We start from the raw sequence: 19151 nt of genomic DNA, 5'->3' as shown, positions 1-19151 counted from the left end.
GCCGAAGGAATCAGACCGACCTCCTCCCCCTATGCCTTCACGTCGAGACGCACGAGCGCGCCGATCTCCACGAGCTGGTCCGGTAGCGCCAAGTCGGAAACGCCCATGACCGTGCTGGCGGGCCGGTGCTCCCCGAAGTACTCCGCGTGGAGGCGTGCTGTCGTGTCGAAGTTCTCACGCAGGTTCCTCACCAGAACCGTGGTCTCCACTATCTGGCCACGCTCGGCCCCGAACTGCCTCAGCACCAGGTCCAGGTTCTCCAGCGTGGTGCGGACCTGCAGTTCGAAGTCACCGGCGCCCACGAAGTCGCCGTGACGGTCATGAGAGAGCTGCCCCGACACATAGACCGTTTCACCGACCTGGGTGGCCTGGCTGTAGCCGTACAACGACTCCCACGGCATGCCGAACCCGAACGTCTTGACCTGAGAACCCATGGTTCACTCCCTCGATGCGGTGCGCGGGGCCGTCGGTCACAGGCAGGCCCCTTGCACGTAGAAGTTACGGGTTCGTACGCACGATGCTTGTCTGGTAGCGCCCTCCCAGTGTTCTCTGTGCGCACAAAATTGGCTGCAGTGGGCTCTTCAAGGCGCCGGTGTGATGAGTGGATCACTACGCCGACCATGAGGGACCCCGCCTCCTCGCTGCGCCCGTCGGCCAGCCGGCTTCACCCGCCAGGAGAGGATGAAAGAAGCTCAGTGATGCTTCTACAAAGGCAGCCCTCATATCAACGCTCTACGGCACAGTGGCTCCCACATCGCCCCCTGTCTCCACGGTCAGGCTTGCTAGGGTGAGCCGGACCAGCAATCGGCTAAGGAGCCCGAGATGGTCACGCACGCGGAACTCGTGTCGGCATTCGGCTCCAGGTGGGTCCAGACCATGCCGCCGGAAGTCGCTGAGCAACACTTCGATAATTCGGAGGACCGGCAGGTCCTGACCGAGGTGGGCCTGCCCAGTGCACTCATGGATCTTCTGGTCATTGGCGACATTGGGACCATGCAGCCTCGAACCATCGCCCAGGCCCTGAACATCGGAGAGCCAGGTACCACTCCGCCGGACATCAAGGACGACATCGTGATCGCCAGCGGTATGGGCGGCCTGGCTTGTCTGTCTCGCGCGGAACGCCGCGTTTACTGGTACAGACCGGGAGACACGAAGCGCAACCGCGCACTTATTAACAGTTCCCTGCAGCTGTTTGTCGAGACCCTGTGTCAGGTTTGGCTGCGGTTGGAGAACCTCGGTCTAGAATATGGCCCCGAAGACGAGGAATCGCAGGGAGAGATCGGTGAGGAGCTTCGTCGGCTGGTGGCAGAACTCCGTGACATCGACCCACCCTCCTTCGAGAGCCCGGTCATGTACTGGCAGCACATACTGCTCTTCGCTCTGGAATCCATCGCGGGGGATTAGGCTGGTCAGCCGCCGACGTATCCGTGGTCTTCCACCCACTTGTCGTCCTTATTGGGCTTCCCAGAGGAATCTGCCGGGCCCTTCTCAAGTCTCTGATCCACGGCGATGACCTCCTGGATGAGCTTCTCGCCCTTGATGTTGAGGTCATTGAGGTAGTTTTTGCGGGCCTCTTTTTCTTCGGTCGTCATCGCTGTCGCCTCGGCAGGAGTCAGCGGGCGGTCGGACTCGCTCGTCGGATCGGGGTGACCCAGGCCCAGAGCGGCGCCTCCCAGGGACGTGACCTCGATGCCGTGTGCCCGCAGGATTGCCAGGCCCAATGTGCCGTGAACTGGCCCTGCACTGATGTGGAACCACTCGTGCCGGACATCGTTGTTGACCGGAATCTTCCCCCACTCGATGGCTCGGCGTTGATCTTCCGCTGCTCTTCCCTTTACCGTCCCTGGGTATCCGGCGAACCTTTTCTTTTTTTCGGGTAGTAGCTTCGTCTTATTCTTCCCGTTCTCCGCCTTCTCTTGGCCAATTTTCTGCTGCAAGGCCTCTTGGACCTCCTGCAGGAGTCGCACTTTGTTGGGGGGAGCGAACGTCTCGAAGATCTTGCGGTATCGATGCATGATCTCTCCGGTGAAGACCGTGGAGCCCGCGTAGAGCTGGGCGGCCGACACCACCGCGTTCACCTTGGATAGTGTCTTCGCCTTCAGGTCTCGGGTGACAAAGTCGGCGATGAAGTTCGCGCAGTTGATACAAGGACTGCGGCTGACCTCGTAGCGCACCGACACGTTCGAGACCAATTGTGGATTGGCGGGGAATTTTGGCAGATCCGCCTGCCGGAAGTGGAGCGTCACTTGTTCTTCTGCGTGCGCCCCCCGTGCGTTGTGGACGTCTTTGTGATCTTTTAGTCGCGCTCCGCTGGCTGCCCGGCGTGTTTCGACACCTTCCTGCCCGTTGGCTGCGAACGTCAGCACGCCTCGGGCCCAGGTCGTATCATCTCTTGGCTTCGATTTCGGCTTTTCGGCCTCCGCGTTGAGGTGATTCTGCAATTTCGTTTCGGTCTCGTTGCTGATCTCCTTCGCCGATTCCTGCGCCTTCTGCCAAATTCCCTCCAGGCGCTCGCCCAGGAGGAGTGCGTTCTTGTCGCCACTGACGTGCTCGAGTGCCTTGTCCTTCGCCTGTAGATAAATATCTGCACTACCACTTGCAGGGCTTCCCTTGGCAACCACCCGGAATCGGTGCTCTCCGGTGCGTTCCATGCGCAGGGACGTGAGGCCCCGAGGTGCGTACTTGCGGTGGACCTGCTGGAGAATGCTGTGCATCTGACCGGTCGTCGCGCCTGCGACGAGCCGGCGGCGCGCCTCGGCCGATGCAGCCCTCAGAGTCTTCGCCTTCTGCTGGGGGGTCGGCGGCTGCCTCCTATTGCTGCGCCTGTTCTTGCCCTTTGACTTCTTGCCGGACGGCCTTCGCCCGTCCCTGCGCTGATCTTTGGCGCGTGATGGCTTCCGGCGTGTCTTGGGCTTCTTCTCGAACTTGACCTTGATCTTGGCCCAGAGCTTCTTCACCAGGCCGACGATCTTGTCGATCACCCAGTCCACCGCCCGGTTCACGGGCTTGGTCATCGCCTGGACGATCTGCTTGACCTTGGCGGCGATGCCGCCCACGCCCAGGATCGCGGCGAGGACGCCCAGCAGGACCGGGATAGAGCGGGCGAGGGCGCGTTCGATGAGGCCGGGGACGCCGCCGCTGCCGCCTCTCGCGATCGCGATGACCGCGTCGAGCACCGCGTTCACGAACTCGAAGATCTGGCGCGCCTGGGTGACGATGAAGCGCACGATGTCGATGATCAGCTTCACGGCCCGGACGAACGCCGACGCGGGGTTGAGCAGCGAGATGATCCACGTGATCCCGGCGACGACGATGGTCGGCGTGACGTAGGCGATGACCTTGTCGAGGAGGTCCTTCTTGAGGTCGCCCACGCGGGTCTTGAGGTCGTCCCACATCCCCGCGACGCCGCGCTTGCGGACCTCCGCGACCAGCGGCACCGCGGTCTCCGCCGCCGCGACCGCCGGTTCCATCTTGGGGACCTTGCGGACGATCCGGGAGCGGATGTTCTGCCAGGTCAGTCCGAGCAGGGAGGCGAGCATCCTCAGGACGCCCTGGGCGTCGAACTTCGAGGGCAGCTCGATGCCCGCCTCGGCCGTCTTGCCCAGGAGCCACGAGAGGATGCCCTGTTGCAGATGGCGGCCGATGTTCGCCAGGAACTGCCGCAGGCCGGCGCCGACGGCTGAGACCAGGTTGCGCAGGAAGCCGATGGGGTCCTTGAGGATCAGCATGACCGCCGACGCGGCCTTGGCGAGGACCGACAGCAGCAGCCGCTTGAGCTCCAGGATGGTGTTGATGACGGACTTGATCGCGTCCACGGCCTTGGCGACGAGGCCCTTGTTCTTCTCCTTCTCCGCGGCGATCTCGTCGTCGACGGACTTGAGCGCGTCGGTGTACTTGGTGGCGAGGGTGTCGACGAGCTGGGTGCCCTTGTCGTCCACGGACTGCGTGAGTTCGTCGAACTTGTCGGTGAACTCGGCGGCCGCCTGCTGCCCGATGGACCGCAGGTCGGCCGGGAGCTTGCGCACCGCGTCCTGCATCTCGGCGCGGCCCTGGGCGATGCGGCGCTTCGCCCGGTTCAGTTCGCCGCCGATGGTGTCGGCGACGTCGGAGATGACCTGCCGCATCCGGCGGACGTAGTTGTCGCGGGCCTCCTCGAAGATCTTGTCGGCCTCGGCGGGCAGCCCGGCGAACAGGTCCCGGAGCCAGCGCGCCTTGCCGGTCCAGCCCGAGTACCGCCGGTCCTTGTACTCCTCCATCTTCCGCTTGTGCTCGGCGGTGAACGCGTCCCGCGCCGCCTTCTCTTCCCTGCCGAACTGGTCGTCGACGAGCTTGTCGAGGCCGTCGAGGATCGCCTCGACGTCCTTCTTCATGGTGTCGAAGACTCCCTGAAGGATGGTCGTGACCTGGGCCCGCTTCTCCTCGTCCCGGCCCTTGGCACCGGTCTTGCCCGCACCGACCTGCTGCCCGGTCTTCACCCGCTGGGCGCCGATCGCGCCCATGGCGACGGCGCCGAGCCGCTGGGCCTGGGCGGTGGCGGCGCGCAGTTCCTTCTTCTCGTGCCCGCGCATCCGGCCGGGGGCCACCTCGGAGTGCCGTTCGGCGGCCTTCTTCTCACCCAGCGCGTTCTTGAACGTGGGCTCGTTGGACTTCTTCAACTGCGTCTCGGTGACCTGTGCGTCCGCCATCTGCCGGTCCACCCGCGCGGGGCCGGCGGACAAGTCGGTGGCCGAGGGCGGCAGCTTGTCGGGTACGGCGTTCGCCGGATTCGGCGTGCCCGGGGTCCCGGGGGGCCGGTCCGGGGTCATCGGTACGACCTTCTTGGGCACGGCCGCCGAGGTGTCCGGGGGAGCGGCGGTCGTCGTGGCGATCTGCGCGGCCGAGTCCGTCTTGCCCTCGCCGACCTTGCCGTGCACCTCGGCCCGCACCTCGTCGGCCTTGCCGGAGTCGGCGAACTTGTCGGCCTCGTCGAGGTTCTTGGGCGCCTTCTCGGCGATCGCCTTCTCGACCGCCCTGATGAACGCGTCCTTGTCGAACTCCTTCGGCTTCGCCTCGTTCATCTTCTCGGCGTTGGCGGTCTTGCCCTGCGCCTCTTCGTCGTCCTTGGGCGGCCGGGCCGCGTCCTGCGCGGCACCCGCCTCCGCCCTGGGGGGCGGGTGCGAGCTGGCCACCGAGCGCTTCTTGCGCCGCACGTCCTTCTTCAGCGTCGCGAACTTCGGATCCGCGTCAGGGCCAGGGCGTGCTTTCGCGTCAGGTGTCTTCGCCTCCGGCGTGTCCACCGCCGGCGGTTCGGCCGCGGGCGACCGCTGAGGGGCGGGCTCGGCACGGCGCGCCGCCGCGATCGCGCCATTGCCGACCATGTCCTGCCCTGCGGGCGGCGCGGGTCTGGGCCCGCCGGCCAGGGCGGCGGCCGCCGCCGCGTTGGAGGGAGCGAAGGGGGGCCTGGCGGGGCTGTGTACCTCCAGCCGTTCCTGGGTGGGGGCGGGGACCGACTTCGCCATCCTCGGCCGCTGAGCGAGAGCCTTCGGCGGTGGCATCGGACGGAACCCCTCCCACGGCATGTCGGTGCCGACAGGAACGCGGTGTCCTTTCGACACCCCCGAGGAAGGGTGGCAGCACGGGCGTGACCGGACCGTCACCCCCGTGTTCCCGGACCGTCTCCGCCGCCGGGCGGCCTCGCGAAGTCAGGTGGTCGCGGACCGCCCCCCGCCAGGCCGCTGCTCTCAGCCGAGGACGAGCGGGAGTTTCCCGCCCAACTCGCCTAGCTCCGCCCGCTCCGCGTCGGTGGGGGCGCGCCGCCCGGTGCCGACCAGCAGCGCGTCCGTGTCGGAGAACGACGCGGGGAACGCGGTCCCGGCGATCTTCTCCAGCATCTCGCGGGACCGGGCGAGCCCCTCGGCGGGCGGCTGTGCCGCGTTCGGGAGGTGGGCGATGAGGTCGAGGTGGTGCAGCGTCCACTCCATGACGTACGCGCCGAGGTAGTCGCGCGCGGTGAGGACCACGTCCCGGGTGCCGACCCGGAGGTCCGGGTCGGCGAGTTCGGCGGCGCGGCCGGCGGCGGAGCCGACGTCGTCCAGGTGGAAGGTGAGCAGCCCGGGCTCCTGGTACGCGGCGGCGAGGCGCACGGTCAGCGCGTCCAGCGGGTCGTCGCCGGCCGGCGGCGCCTGGGCGACCTCCCAGTAGGTCACCGCGTCGCGGGTCGGCTCCGTGTCGGCCGGGGTCGCCAGGGTGATCAGGACGTCCTGGGCGTCGATGACCAGATGGCACACCAGGTCCCGTACGAGCCAGCCGGTGCAGCCGGAGGGCCGCGCGAAGTCCTCGTCCTGGAGGTCGGCGACCGCCGCGCGCAACGCCGCCCACGAGCGTGAGAAGAGGTCCACCCCGGCACGGTAGTGGGGTGCCGCGACGGCGGACAACCGCATAAGGGCGGGCGGCTCGCGGTGTGCCCCCTTCGGTGACAGGCCCTACGGCGCCACGTCCTCCAGCTGCCGTCCGCTCGTCTCCTCCGCGGCCACGCCCGCCGTGAGCGAGCCGACGAGGGCGACCGCGGCGAGCGTCACGAAGACGGTGCCGAGCGCGCCGTCCGCGTACACGGCGCCGACGACGATCGGGCCGAGGATGACCCCGAGGCGGTTCATGGCGCCGCCGACGCTCGTGCCGAGGGCGCGGACGCGGGTCGGGAAGAGTTCGGGGGTGTACAGGTACAGACAGATGTTGGCGCCGAAGAAGAAGACTGCCGCCAGCGAGGTCCAGATCAGCACGCCGCCCGCCGAGCCGCCGGCGAAGAGACCGAGGAGCAGCAGGCACAGGGCGGCGGCGCCCAGGGACCAGGCGAGGGTGTGGCGGCGGCCGACGCGGTCGACGGTCAGGGCGACGGCGAGGCAGCCGACGAAGCCGGCGCAGGACGTGACCGTCGAGTACAGGAGCGCGTCGGAGAGGTCCAGGTGGAAGCGGGCGCCGTAGATCGTGGGGAGCCAGGTCGAGATGCCGTAGTTGACGAAGTAGCCGGTGAACCACAGCACGCTGACGACCAGGGTGCGCCTGCGGTAGCGGCCGGAGAGCAGCTCGCGCAGGCCGCCCCGGCCGGCGGACTGTCGTGCGGCCTCGGACTGTCGTGTGGTCTGTCGCGATGCGGACGGGACGGACGCGGCGGGCGCGCCAAGCGGTGCGGACGGGACGGGCTCGGCGGCCGGGGTGGAGGGGGCGGCCGGGGCTGACGCGGGCCGCGGCAGCGGCTCGCCGGTGATCTTCTCGACCTTCGCCTCGATCGAGGCCATCGTGGTGAGCGCCGCCTCGTGGCGGCCGTGGTCGGCCAGCCAGCGCGGCGACTCGGGCACGTACCGGGCGACGAGCAGGCACAGCACGCCGGGGACGGCGGCGAGGCCGAACATCCAGCGCCAGCCGAGCAGCGGCATCAGCCACCAGGCGAGCAGGGCGCAGGCGGTCAGGCCGGCCGGGAAGACCAGCTCGTACAGCAGGACGAAGCGGCCCCGCCGGTGGGCGCGGGTGATCTCGGCGATGAAGGTGGCCGCGACCGGCACCTCGCCGCCGATGGCCAGGCCCTGCACGAAGCGGAGCGCCATGAATGGCCCCGGTGAGGTGCAGAGGGTGAGCAGCAGGTTGAAGACGCTGGACAGGGCGATGCAGGCGGCGATGACCTTGACCCGGCCGACGCGGTCGGCCAGCCGGCCGGAGAGCAGCGCGCCGACGAGCATGCCCAGGGACCCGACCGTGATCAGGGACGTGGTCTGCCCGGTGGACAGCTGCCACTCGGCGCGCAGCTCGGGCAGGGCGTAGGCGATGAGCAACTGGTCGAAGGCCTCGAAGAAGGTCACCGCGCCGATGATGAGCCGGACGGTGACGTGCCAGCGGCACAGGGGGAGGCGTTCGAAGCGGGCGCCGATGGCGGCGGTGAGCGCCGCGGTGTCCGCGGGGCGGCCTGCGGTGGCATGGGGAGTGTCGGTCGTCATGGAGCTGTCCTCCGGCCCCGCGCACGGGTGCCGCGGGAGGCACAGGATACGCACGGGACGGTTCGGGCCGGTGGGGCGGTGGCTGGGCAGCCGTACGCCCGCGCGGCGGTGAGGCGGCGGTGAACCGGGGGTGCCGGCGGTGCTCACCGCCGGGCCGTATGACTAAGCACTAAGTCTCTCAGTGCTCAAGTTTTATCCCCCCTGTGACCTGTGGCGTCAAGGGTTCGGCGTGACGTCGGGGAAAAAACTTCGCCGGGTCCTCTTGCGGTCGAGATAGTTAAGACCTTAGATATTGAGCACTTCGAGATCGCTGCCGAGGCCCCGAGCCGGCCGCCCTCGAAGGTCCCCTCCCACCCCCTTCGAAAGGCCCTGCCATGGCACGCGTCCCAGTCGACGAGATCCTCATCGCGGGGCGCTGGAGGCGCGGTGGGGGAGCGCCGATCGAGACCGTGAATCCGGCCGACGGGACCCCGATCACCACCGTCCACGCCGCCTCGCCCGCCGATGTCGACGAGGCCGCCCGCGCCGCCGCCGAGGCCGCGGCGGCGCCCGCGTGGCGCGACCTGCTTCCCCACCGCCGGGCCCGCGTCCTCTACCGGATCGGCGACCTGATCGAGGAGCGCGCCGACGAGCTGGCCGCCCTCCAGACCGCCGACACCGGCAAGACGCTCACCGAGACCCGGGCGCTCGCGGCGAGCGCCGCCGGCACCTTCCGGTACACCGCCGCCGCGCTCGAGACCGCCGAGGACTCCCTCACCCCCGCCCGGGGGCCGTACGTCACGATGAGCGTGTACGAGCCGATCGGCGTGGTCGGCGCGATCAACCCGTGGAACTCACCGATCGCCTCCGACGCGCAGAAGGCCGCCCCGGCACTGGCCGGCGGAAACGCGGTGCTGCTCAAGCCCGCCGAATGGACACCCCTCGTCTCGCTCGCCTTCGGCCGCCTGGTCCACCGGGTGCTCGCCGAGGAGGGGCTGCCGACCGCCCTGCTGTCCGTGCTGCCCGGCCGGGGCGGCGTCGTCGGCGACGCGATCGTCACCCACCCGCTCGTCCGGCGCATCGGCTTCACCGGCGGCACGGCCACCGGCCGCGCCATCGCCAGGGCCGCCGCCGGCAGGCTCGTCCCCGTCTCGCTGGAACTCGGCGGCAAGTCGCCGACGATCGTGCGGGAGGACGCGGACCTCGAGCAGGCCCTGGCAGGCGTCATGTTCGGGATCTTCTCCTCCAGCGGCCAGTCCTGCGTCGCCGGGTCCCGGCTCTTCGTCCACCGCTCCCGGTACGACTCCTTCCTCGGCGAGCTCGTCGCGCGGGTGCGGGGCCTGCGCGTCGGGTCGGGCACCGACCCGGACACCCAGGTCGCCCCGCTCGTCCACCACCGCCACCGCGACGCGGTCGCCGGGTACGTGGACCTCGCCAGGGCCGAGGGCGGACGGGTCCTGTGCGGCGGCGCGGCCCCGCACGGTGAGGCGTACGCCGCCGGCGCGTACTACCTGCCGACCGTCATCGACGGGCTGCCGAACTCCGCCCGGGCCTGCCAGGAGGAGATCTTCGGCCCGGTCCTCGTCGCGCTGCCCTACGACGACGAGGACGACCTGGTGCGGCAGGCCGAGGACAGCGTCTACGGGCTCGCCTGCGGCATCTGGACCCGCGACGCCCGCGCCGCCTGGCGGCTCGCCCGGCGCATCGACGCGGGAACCGTATGGATCAACACCTACAAGCAGTTCTCCATCTCCACGCCCTTCGGCGGGATGAAGGACAGCGGCCTCGGCACCGAGAAGGGCCGCGACCTCATCCGCTCCTACCAGCGGCAGAAGTCCCTGTACTGGGGCACCGACACCACGCCCCTGCCCTGGGCCCACTGACGCACCACCGGGAGACCCACCATGACCCACCCCCCGATCGCCCGGCTGCGCGCACTGCGCTCGGTCGAGCTGCTCACCCCGGACTTCACCCAGGCCACCGACTTCTACGCGGAGGTGTGGGGGCTGGAGGTCGTCGAGACCGAACCCGGCGCGAGCTGGCTGCGCGGCACCGGCGAGGAACACCACGCCCTCCAGCTCACCCGCGCCGACCGCATCGGCCTGGGACGGCTCGCCTTCGCCGTGGCCACCCCCGCCGAGATCGACGAGGCCGCGCGGCGGCTCCAGGCCCGCGGCATCCCCCCGGCCACCGGGCCGGGACCGCTCGACCAGGTGGGCGGCGGCTACGGCCTGCGCTTCCACGACCTCGACGGGCGGCTGATCGAACTGTCCGCCGAGACCTGGGCCGTCGCGCCCCGCGGCCGCGACGCCGCCGTGCCGGTCGGCGTCACCCACGCCGTGCTCAACACCCCGGACCTCGACGCGTCCGTCGCCTTCTACCGGGACGTCCTGGGGATGCGCGTGTCGGACTGGTCCGAGCACCAGATGGCCTTCCTGCGCTGCAACGCCGACCACCACTGCGTCGCGTTCAACCAGGCGCCCTGGGTGTCGCTCAACCACGTGGCGTACGAGATGAGCTCGCTCGACCACTTCATGCGCGGCCTCGGCCGGCTCAGGCACCACGGCATCACCCCCGCCTGGGGCCCCGGGCGACACGGGCCGGGCGACAACACCTTCTCCTACTTCACCGACCCCACCGGCCTCGTGTGCGAGTACACCTCCGAGGTCGCCCAGGTCGTCGAGGACGCCTGGATCTGCAAGGTGTGGCAGCGCACCCCCGAACTGTCCGACCTGTGGGGCACGGCCGGCCCGCCGTCGAAGCTGATCCGCGCCCACATGGCGGGCACGCCCGACGGCAGCCCCGTCGTCCCGCCCCTCGACGCCGAAGGAGTCCCCGCATGAGCCGCGCCACCCCCCGCAAGGTCGGCCTGATCGGCTGGGGCGCCATCGGCCGCGTCGTCGGCGGCGCCCTCGCCGCCGGCCAGGTGCCGGGCGCCGAGCTGGTGTGCGTGGTCGACAACCGCCCCCTCGCCGGCACGGCCCCGGCCCCGCAGCGCACCGTCGAACAGGCCATGGAGACCTGTGACCTGATCGTCGAGGCCGCCGGCCAGGGCGTCGTACGGGAATGGGGCGCGGCGATCCTCGCCTCCGGCACCGACCTGCTCATCGCCTCCACCGGGGCGCTCACGGACGACACGCTGACCGACAAGCTCCTCCACACCACCCCGGGCCGGGTCTACTTCACCGGCGGCGCGGTCGGCGGGCTCGACCTGCTCCAGGCCGTACGCGCCATGGGCCCCCTCGACGAGGTGCGGCTGACCACCACCAAGCTGCCCGCCACCCTCGAACAGCCTTGGATGGACGCGGAGTTGCTCCGCCGGATGCGCTCCGCCACCGGGCCGGTGGAGGTGATGGCCGGCACCGCGCGCGACGTCCCCGTCAAGTTCCCCAAGTCGACCAACGTCGCCGCGTCCGTCGCCCTCGCCGTCGGAGACCCGGACGCGGTGCGGGTCAGCGTCGTCGCCGACCCCGCCGCCGCGCACACCTCCCACGTCATCGAGGCGAGCGGCGCGCACGGCGCCTACCGCTTCGAGGTGCGCCATCTGCCCGCCGCCGCCAACCCGGCGACCAGCCAGGTCGTTCCGTACGCGGTGCTGCGCTCCCTCGCGGCGCTCGCCGGGCGGACGGGACAGATCCTGTGACGGCGTACGACCCCGCGGGGCTCCACCTGGAGGAGGCGGGGGACGGCGGACCGCTGCTGCTGTGCCTGCACGGCATCGGATCGTCCTCGGCCGCCTTCGCCCCGCAGTTCGCGGCGCTCGGCGGGACGTACCGGATGGTCGCCTGGGACGCGCCCGGCTACGGCCGGTCGGCCGACCCCGAAGCGCCGCTGACCATGGACGACTTCGCCGACCTGGCCGCGGAGGTGATCCGCGCCCGCGGCGGCCGCGCCCATGTCCTCGGCGTCTCATGGGGCGGTGTGATCGCGCTGCGGCTCGGGGTGCGCCACCCCGGCCTCGTCGCGTCGCTGATGGTCGTCGGCTCGACGCCGGGCTCCGGCACCGACCCCGACAAGGCCGCCGCGATGCGGGCCCGGGCCGGCGAGCTGGCCCGGCTCGGCCCGGAGGCCTTCGCCGCCGCCCGGGGCCCCCGGCTGCTGACCGAGGGCGCGCCCGCCGAGCTCGTCGAGCGCGTCACCGCCACCATGGCCGCCTCCGTCCGCCTGCCCGGCTACGGCCACGCGGCGGAGGCCATGGCCACCACCGACCTGCGCGGCGAACTCCACCGCGTCACCGCGCCCACCCTCGTCCTGTGCGGCGACCAGGACCGGATCACCGGCCCCGACGCCTCCCAGGCCCTGGCCGGCGGCCTGCACAAGACCGCCTACGTGATCGTCAAGGACGCCGGTCACCTGGCCAACCAGGAACAGCCGGAGCACGTCAACGCCTGGCTCGCCTCCCATCTGCACATCGCCACCGACCCGATGCCCACCGACCCCGATCCCATGAACCACCTCCCCGCCGACCCCGTCCCCACCCGCCATCCGGAACCAAGCCGCAGGAAGGGCTGATCCTCATGCCTCTGACCACCACCGAGTACGACAACGGCGGCGACCTCGCCACGTACACCGACTCCCTCATCGCCACCAAGGACTCCCGCGAGCCCGACTGGGGCACCCTGTCCTTCCAGGAGAAGGCGGGCCCTCAGTACCGGCGCGCGCAGATCCGCTACGTCGGCTCCGGCGCCACCGGCGACCACGAGAACGACAACCGGATCCTCCCCTCCGGCGGCTTCACCTTCTCCAACATGCTGCTGCCGCCCGGCGCCGAGGGCCCGGCCCACACCCACCACGACGTCGAGGAGGCCTTCTTCGTCCTCGAGGGCCGGGTCCGCGTCGGCATCCACCGCGGCCCCGACGAGGTCGAGTACCGCACCCTCGGCTACCGCGACATGATCGTGGTGCCGGCCGGCGTCACCCGCTCGCTGAAGAACGAGGGCGACACCGACGCGCTGTTCTGCGTGATCATCGGCACCCGGAAGCCGCAGGTGCCCACCTACCCCGAGTACTCGCCGCTGTACGGCGTCTCCCGTGACTGAGCCGGCCACCCGGCGCACGGTCGTGGTGACCGGGGCGGGCCGTGGCCTGGGGGAGGCCATGGCCCGCCGGGCGGCGGCCGACGGGTACCGCGTGGTGGTCGCCGAGATCAACGCCGCCTGGGGCGAGCGCACCGCGGCGGCGATCCGCCGAGCGGGCGGCGCCGCCGAGTTCGCCCCGCTCGACGTCGCCGACCCGGCCTCCGCCGCCGCGCTCGCGGACCGGCTGGCCGCCTCGGGCCCCGTCTACGGCCTGGTGAACAACGCGGCGCTCGCCAACGGCGTGGGCGGCAGGGAGTTCCAGGACCTCGACATCGCGTCCTGGGACCTGATCATGACCGTCAACGCGCGGGGCCCCTGGCTCGTCGCCAAACACCTGCTGCCCCTGATGGCCCGGCCCGGCCGGATCGTCAACATCGCCTCGGACGCCGCCCTGTACGGCTCGGAGCGCCTCGCCCACTACATCGCCTCCAAGGGCGCCGTCATCTCCCTCACCCGCGCGATGGCCCGCGAACTGGGCGAGCGGGGCATCACCGTCAACGCCGTCGCCCCCGGCCTCACCGAGGTCGAGGCCACCGAGACCGTCCCGCCCGAGCGCCACGCGCTCTACGCCGACCGCCGCGCCATCTCCCGGCCGCAGCGGCCCGAGGACCTCACCGGCCTCGTCTCCTTCCTGCTCGGTGAGGAGTCCCGCTACCTCACCGGCCAGGTGATCGCCGTCAACGGCGGCTTCACCATGCACTGAACCTCCCCCGGCCGACCCCGGGGGAGGCCCCCGCAACAGCAACGATCCGCAACGATCCGCAAGGAGTACGCCATGGATCTCGGCCTCGCCGACCGCACCGTACTGGTCACCGGCGGCAGTTCGGGCGTCGGCCTGGCCACGGTCCGCGCCCTGCTCGACGAGGGCGCTCGCGTCGCCACCTGCGGCCGCGACCCCCAGCGGCTCGCCCGGGCCGCCGCCCGTCTCGGCGCGGAGCCCGACCGGCTGTTCACCGGCGCCTGCGACGTCCGCGACGCCGACGCCGTACGACGGTTCACCGAGGAAGCCGCGCGACGGCTCGGCGGCCGGCTCGACGGGCTGGTCAACAACGCGGGCCAGTCCCGCATGAAGCGACTCGACGAGACGACCGCCGAGGACTGGCGCGACGAACTGGAGCTGAAGTTCGCCGGCGTCCTCAACCCGCTGACCGCCGCGCGCCACCACCTCCGGGCCTCGGACACCGCCGCCGTCGTCAACGTCAACGCCGTCCTCGCCAAACAGCCCGAGACCCGCCTGATCACCACCAGCGCCGCCCGCGCCGGCATCCTCAACCTCTCCAAGTCCCTCGCCACCGAACTCGCCGCCGAGGGCATCCGGGTCAACTCCGTGTGCCTCGGCCTGGTCGACACCGGCCAGTGGACCCGCCGGCACGCCGCCGCCGACAGCGGCCTCACCTACGAGGAATGGCAGGCCGAACTCGCCGCCGACCGCGGCATCGCGCTCGGCCGCCTCGGCCGCCCCGAGGAGGTCGCCTACGCGATCCTGGCGCTGCTCTCCCCGCGCGCCTCCTACATCACCGGAACCAGCATCGACGTCTGCGGCGGAGTCGGCCGCGGCATCCTGTGAGGAGCCTGCCCATGCGGTACACCAACGGCGGCGAACTCCTCGTCGCCCACCTGAAGTCCCTCGGCATCGACACCGTCTTCGGCATCGTGTCCGTGCACAACCTGCCCCTCGTCGAGGCCGTCGACCGCCACCTGCGCTTCGTACCGGTCCGGCACGAGGCCACCGCCGTCAACGCGGCCGACGGCTACGGACGGGCCCGCGGTTCGATCGGCTGCGCCCTCACCTCCACCGGCACCGGAGCGGGAAACGCGGCCGGCTCCCTCATCGAGGCGCTGTCCTCCGGGACGGCCGTCCTGCACATCACCGGGCAGATCGAATCGGCCTACCTGGGCGGCGGCCGTGGCTTCATCCACGAGACCAGGGACCAGCTCGGCATGCTCCGCGCGGTGTCCGCCTACGCCGCCACCGTCCCCTCGCCCCGGGACGCCGGGCGGATCCTGCGCGAGGCGACCGCGGCGGCGCTCGCCGCCCCCGGCGGGCCCGCCAGCGTGGAGTGGCCGATCGACCTCCAGTACGCGGCACAACAGGACACCGGCGAGGCCGCCCCCGCCCCGGACACCCCCCGTCCGGACGCCGCCGGACTCGCCGCCGCCCGCGAGCTGCTGGCCTCGGCCCGGCGCCCGCTGATCTGGGCCGGCGGCGGCGCCCGCCACGCCCGCCCGGAACTCCTCGCGCTGCTCGAGACCACCGGCGCCGGGCTGCTCAGCTCCAACTCCGGGCGCGGCGCCGTCCCCGAGGACCACCCCCTCGTCCTCGGCAACTTCGCCACCACCCCCGCCTGCCGCGCCCTGCTCGCCGACGCCGACGCGCTCGTCACCATCGGCACCCACTTCCGCTCCAACGAGACCGCCGACTACGGCCTGGAACTCCCCGGCGCGCACATCCAGATCGACGTGGACGAGGCCGCCCTCGGCCGCGTCTACCCCGCCCGCCACGCCCTGCACGGCGACGCCGCCACCGTCCTGCCCGCCCTCACCGAGGCCGCGGCCCGCGCCGACACCGCCTGGACGGCCCGGGTCACCGCCGTACGCGAGGACGTACGCGCCGCCCTCCACGAGGACATCGGCCCCCAGGCCGCCCTCTGCGACGCCCTCGCCGCCGCCCTGCCGCGCGGCGCGGTGGTCGCCCGCGACGTCACCATCCCGTCGTCTTCCTGGGGCAACCGGCTGCTGCCGGTCCACGACCCGCGCGCCAACATCTTCCCCCGCGGCGGCGGCATCGGGCAGGGCCTCGGCATGGGCATCGGCGCCGCGCTCGCCCGGCCCGACCAGCCCACCGTCGTGATCGCCGGAGACGGCGGACTCGCCGTGCACCTCGGCGAACTCCTCACCACCGCGCAGGAGCGCCCCCGCCTCACGCTGCTCGTCTTCAACGACGGCGGATACGGGGTGCTGCGCAACATGCAGGACCGGTACGGCGAACGCCGCGCGGGCGTGGACCTGTGCACCCCCGACTTCGCCCGGCTCGCCACCGCCTGCTCCCTGCCGTACGCCCGCGTCGCCGCGCCGGCCGACGCCGCGCCCGTCCTGGAAGCGGCCCTCGCCGCCGACGGCCCCACCCTCGTCGAGGTCGACCTCGCCGCCCTCGGCCCGATGAAGCGCCCGTTCACCCCGCCCGTCAAGGTCCCCACCGCGTAAGGAGGCCACCGTCGTGACCACCCCCGAAGAACCCCGACTCGACCTCCTCGTCCGCCGGATGACCTGGGAGGCGGAGGGCGTCCTCTCCGTCGAACTGGTCCGGCCCGACGGCAAGCCCCTCCCCGCCTGGACCCCCGGCGCCCACCTGGACCTGCACGTCGGCGGGCACGTCCGCCAGTACAGCCTGTGCGGCGACCCCGACGACCCCACCACCTACCGCCTCGGCGTCCTCCACGAGCCGGCCTCGCGCGGCGGCTCCCGCCATGTGCACACCACCCTGCGCCCCGGCCACACCGTCCGGGCCACCGGCCCGCGCAACCACTTCGCCCTGGAGCCCGCCGCCTCGTACGTCTTCCTCGCCGGCGGCATCGGCATCACCCCCGTCCTGGCGATGGCCCGGCAGGCGGACCGCGACGGCATCCCCTACCGCCTGGTCCACGGCGGCCGGTCGCGCGCCACCATGGCCTTCGGCGCCGAACTGGCCCAGCTCACCGGTGAGGTGTCCCGCGTCCCGCAGGACGAGCACGGCCACCCCGACCTGGCGGCCGCCCTGCGCGACCTGCCGGCCGACGCCCTGGTCTATGCCTGCGGACCCGAACCGCTGCTCAAGGCGGTCGAAGAGGCCTGCCCCGCGGGCCGGCTGAGGATCGAGCGGTTCGCCGCCCCCGCCGCCCCGCGCACCGGCGACGACACCGCCTTCGAGGTCGAATGCCGCGCCTCGGGCGTGACCCTCACCGTGGACGCCGACACCTCCGTCCTGGAGGCGGCCGAGCGCGCCGGACTGCCCGTCACCTCCTCCTGCCGCGACGGCATCTGCGGCTCCTGTGAGACCCGCGTGCTCGCCGGCACCCCCGACCACCGCGACTTCCTGCTCAGCGAGGCCGAGCGCGCCAGCGGCGAGACGATGATGCTCTGCGTCTCCCGCTGCGCCTCGGGCCGCCTCGTCCTGGATCTGTGACCCGTACGGAGGGCCCCATGACCACCGACCCCACCACCTGGCCGTATCTCGCCCCGCACCAGACCCGCGACCACGAACCCACCCCCTACGAGCTGAAGCTCGCCCGCACCCTCGAAGAGATCTTCACCCACGACGGCCACGGCCTGGCCGATGCCGTCGCCGGGCTCAACGCCCGCCAGGTCCGCACACCGTCCGGCGAGCCCTGGACCGAGGACACCTTCCGCGCCGAGATGCACCGCCTGGGAGCCTGACATGACCCTCTCCACCCACGACACCGCCGGCCACATCTACGCCAACGGCCTGCGCAACCAGTGGCACCCCGTCGTCCCCTCCCGCTTCGTGCACCCCGGCGGCCTGCGCAAGGTCACCGCCCTCGGCGAGGACTGGCTCCTGATGCGCAAGGCCGACGGCACGCTGTCCATGCTCGCCGACCGCTGCCCCCACCGCGGCGCCCCCCTCTCACTGGGCAAACACCTGGGCGACCGGGTGGCCTGCTGGTACCACGGCGTCGAGGTCGACGGCTCCGGCACGGTCACCTCCGTGCCCGGCCTGCCCGGCTGCAACCTGGAGGGCAAGACCCTCGTCCGGTCCCTGCCGGTCCGCGAGGTGGGCGGCGCGATCCTCGCGTACTTCGGCGACGAGGAGCACCCGGAGCCGGTGGAGCTGACCCTCCCCGAACCGCTCACCGACCCCGGCGTGTCCTCCTTCCTGTGCTACGCCGAGTGGAACGTGCCGTGGCGCTACGCCATGGAGAACCTCCTCGACCCGATGCACGGGGCCTTCCTGCACCACGAGTCGCACACCATGTTCGACGGCGACACCACGGCGAAGTTCCGCATCCGCGAGACGGCGCGCGGCTACTTCTTCGAGAAGACCGACCAGCGCGGGGTCAACTTCGACTGGGTGGAGCTGTGCCGGACCGGTGTCGACTGGGTGGACCTGTCCATCCCGTACCCGCCGTCGGCCGGGCCGGGCGGCGTGTTCGGCATCGTCGGCATGGTCTGCCCGGTGGACGCCGGGCGCACCGGTGTCTTCTTCTGGCGCTACCGCGAGGTCGCCGGATGGCAGCGCGACACCTGGCGCTTCCTCTACAAGACGCTCATCGAGGAACGCCACTGGCAGGTCCTCGAACAGGACCGCGTCATCCTGGAGGCCATGCCCGCCGACGCCGACCAGCGGGAGAACCTCTACCAGCACGACCTGGGCGTGGTCCGCCTGCGGCGGCTGTACCAGGCCGAGGCGGCGCGGCAGTCCACGGCGGCCGCCCCGGACCCGGCCGCCTGACGGGCGAGCCGCCCGAAGGCAGGACGGCGGGGCGGGCGGCGACACGCGGCGGTCGCCGGTGGCGCCTTCGGGAAGGTCCGCCCCCGTCCAGTGGATCTCCCCGTCGGGGGCGCGGCCCGCCCGTCAGCCCGCCGCGCCCTCCCGCCGGTCCTCGTCCGCCGCGTCGGAGTCGACGATCGAGCGCTCCAGCCCGGACAGCAGCCGGGCGAGCTGTCGGCGCTCGGCGAGCGAGAGCCCGCCGAGCATCCGCCGCTCGTTCTCGAGGTGCTCGGTGAACACCTCGTCCACCTTCCGCAACCCGGCGTCGGTGAGCCGCGAGTAGACGACACGGCGGTCGCCGGCGTCACGCTCACGGACGAGCAGCCCGTCCTTCTCCAGCCGGTCGAGGCGGAGTGTGACCCCGGCCGACGAGATCAGCCCCGAGGCCGCGAGCTGCCCGGCGGTGAGCCGGTACGGGGCGCCCGACCGGCGCAGCGCCGTCAGCACGTCGAAGCCGGCGACGGACAGACCGTGCCTCTCGATCTGCGCGGTCAGCCGCGACTGGTACTGGAGATAGGCGCGGTGCAGCCGGGCGAGGACCTCCAGCGGCGACGTGTCGAGACCGGGCCGTTCGCGCGCCCAGTCCTCCACGATCCGTGCCACGGCGTCCGCTCGATGCGCCCTGCGCTGAGCCATGTCATC

At 71.6% G+C, this 19151-nt stretch carries 17 protein-coding genes; 12 read left to right on the top strand and 5 right to left on the bottom strand.

Going from position 1 to position 19151, the window contains the following annotated elements:
- Positions 1–29 precede the first annotated feature (29 nt).
- The gene (locus BBH68_RS35020) at positions 30–434 is read right to left on the bottom strand and encodes a RidA family protein (protein WP_030326835.1); all 405 of its coding nucleotides are present in this window, start codon (positions 432–434) and stop codon (positions 30–32) included.
- Between the two features lie 388 nt (positions 435–822).
- Between BBH68_RS35020 and BBH68_RS35015 the strand changes: the two genes are divergently transcribed.
- The gene (locus BBH68_RS35015; protein ID WP_065967809.1) at positions 823–1404 is read left to right on the top strand and encodes an SUKH-4 family immunity protein; all 582 of its coding nucleotides are present in this window, start codon (positions 823–825) and stop codon (positions 1402–1404) included.
- Between the two features lie 5 nt (positions 1405–1409).
- Here the strand turns inward: BBH68_RS35015 and BBH68_RS35010 are convergent, their stop codons facing one another.
- The 3 genes from BBH68_RS35010 to BBH68_RS35000 all read right to left on the bottom strand — a co-directional run bounded on the left by BBH68_RS35010 (position 1410) and on the right by BBH68_RS35000 (position 7967).
- Positions 1410–5498: a hypothetical protein gene (locus tag BBH68_RS35010; protein ID WP_245738452.1), complete on the bottom strand. Its 4089-nt coding sequence runs from the start codon at positions 5496–5498 to the stop codon at positions 1410–1412.
- Between the two features lie 222 nt (positions 5499–5720).
- Positions 5721–6377, bottom strand: a complete 657-nt coding sequence (locus tag BBH68_RS35005; protein WP_065967863.1) for a maleylpyruvate isomerase N-terminal domain-containing protein — start codon at positions 6375–6377, stop codon at positions 5721–5723.
- A gap of 84 nt (positions 6378–6461) precedes the next feature.
- Entirely contained in the window at positions 6462–7967 is a 1506-nt protein-coding gene (locus tag BBH68_RS35000) for an MFS transporter (protein WP_065967808.1), read from the bottom strand.
- A gap of 374 nt (positions 7968–8341) precedes the next feature.
- Here BBH68_RS35000 and BBH68_RS34995 point away from each other — a divergent pair, with 374 nt between their 5' ends.
- The 11 genes from BBH68_RS34995 (at position 8342) to BBH68_RS34945 (ending at position 18470) form a co-directional block, all read left to right on the top strand.
- Positions 8342–9829 carry an aldehyde dehydrogenase family protein gene (locus tag BBH68_RS34995; protein ID WP_065967807.1) on the top strand — a complete coding sequence of 496 codons (1488 nt, stop codon included), beginning with the start codon at positions 8342–8344 and terminating at the stop codon, positions 9827–9829.
- Positions 9830–9850: 21 nt separating this feature from the next.
- Entirely contained in the window at positions 9851–10789 is a 939-nt protein-coding gene (locus BBH68_RS34990) for a VOC family protein (RefSeq protein WP_065967806.1), read from the top strand.
- On the top strand, positions 10786–11589 hold the full coding sequence (locus tag BBH68_RS34985; RefSeq protein WP_065967805.1) for an aspartate dehydrogenase domain-containing protein: 804 nt from the start codon (positions 10786–10788) through the stop codon (positions 11587–11589). The genes BBH68_RS34990 and BBH68_RS34985 overlap by 4 nt, the downstream gene beginning before the upstream one ends.
- Positions 11586–12458: an alpha/beta fold hydrolase gene (locus tag BBH68_RS34980; RefSeq protein WP_079151403.1), complete on the top strand. Its 873-nt coding sequence runs from the start codon at positions 11586–11588 to the stop codon at positions 12456–12458. Before BBH68_RS34985 ends, BBH68_RS34980 begins: the two co-directional genes overlap by 4 nt.
- Before the next feature lie 5 nt (positions 12459–12463).
- Positions 12464–12985, top strand: a complete 522-nt coding sequence (locus BBH68_RS34975) for a cupin domain-containing protein (RefSeq protein WP_065967804.1) — start codon at positions 12464–12466, stop codon at positions 12983–12985.
- Positions 12978–13727, top strand: a complete 750-nt coding sequence (locus BBH68_RS34970; protein WP_076971238.1) for an SDR family oxidoreductase — start codon at positions 12978–12980, stop codon at positions 13725–13727. The genes BBH68_RS34975 and BBH68_RS34970 overlap by 8 nt, the downstream gene beginning before the upstream one ends.
- Positions 13728–13799: 72 nt before the next feature.
- Complete coding sequence (locus BBH68_RS34965) at positions 13800–14591, top strand: SDR family oxidoreductase (protein WP_065967803.1); 792 nt, start codon at positions 13800–13802, stop codon at positions 14589–14591.
- 11 nt (positions 14592–14602) lie between these two features.
- On the top strand, positions 14603–16228 hold the full coding sequence (locus BBH68_RS34960; RefSeq protein ID WP_065967802.1) for a thiamine pyrophosphate-binding protein: 1626 nt from the start codon (positions 14603–14605) through the stop codon (positions 16226–16228).
- 13 nt (positions 16229–16241) lie between these two features.
- Positions 16242–17186, top strand: a complete 945-nt coding sequence (locus BBH68_RS34955; protein ID WP_065967801.1) for a PDR/VanB family oxidoreductase — start codon at positions 16242–16244, stop codon at positions 17184–17186.
- A gap of 17 nt (positions 17187–17203) precedes the next feature.
- A complete protein-coding gene (locus BBH68_RS34950) occupies positions 17204–17437 on the top strand; it encodes a recombinase-like helix-turn-helix domain-containing protein (RefSeq protein ID WP_065967800.1) in 234 nt (77 codons plus the stop codon).
- Between the two features lies 1 nt (position 17438).
- On the top strand, positions 17439–18470 hold the full coding sequence (locus BBH68_RS34945; protein ID WP_065967799.1) for an aromatic ring-hydroxylating oxygenase subunit alpha: 1032 nt from the start codon (positions 17439–17441) through the stop codon (positions 18468–18470).
- Between the two features lie 123 nt (positions 18471–18593).
- Here BBH68_RS34945 and BBH68_RS34940 read toward each other — a convergent pair whose 3' ends face one another.
- Positions 18594–19145, bottom strand: a complete 552-nt coding sequence (locus tag BBH68_RS34940; protein ID WP_065967798.1) for a MarR family winged helix-turn-helix transcriptional regulator — start codon at positions 19143–19145, stop codon at positions 18594–18596.
- Between the last annotated feature and the right edge of the window lie 6 nt (positions 19146–19151).

The sequence above is a fragment of the Streptomyces sparsogenes genome, from assembly GCF_001704635.1.
In the GTDB taxonomy this organism is placed as follows: domain Bacteria; phylum Actinomycetota; class Actinomycetes; order Streptomycetales; family Streptomycetaceae; genus Streptomyces; species Streptomyces sparsogenes.
This window is presented reverse-complemented; position numbering and strand designations above follow the sequence as displayed.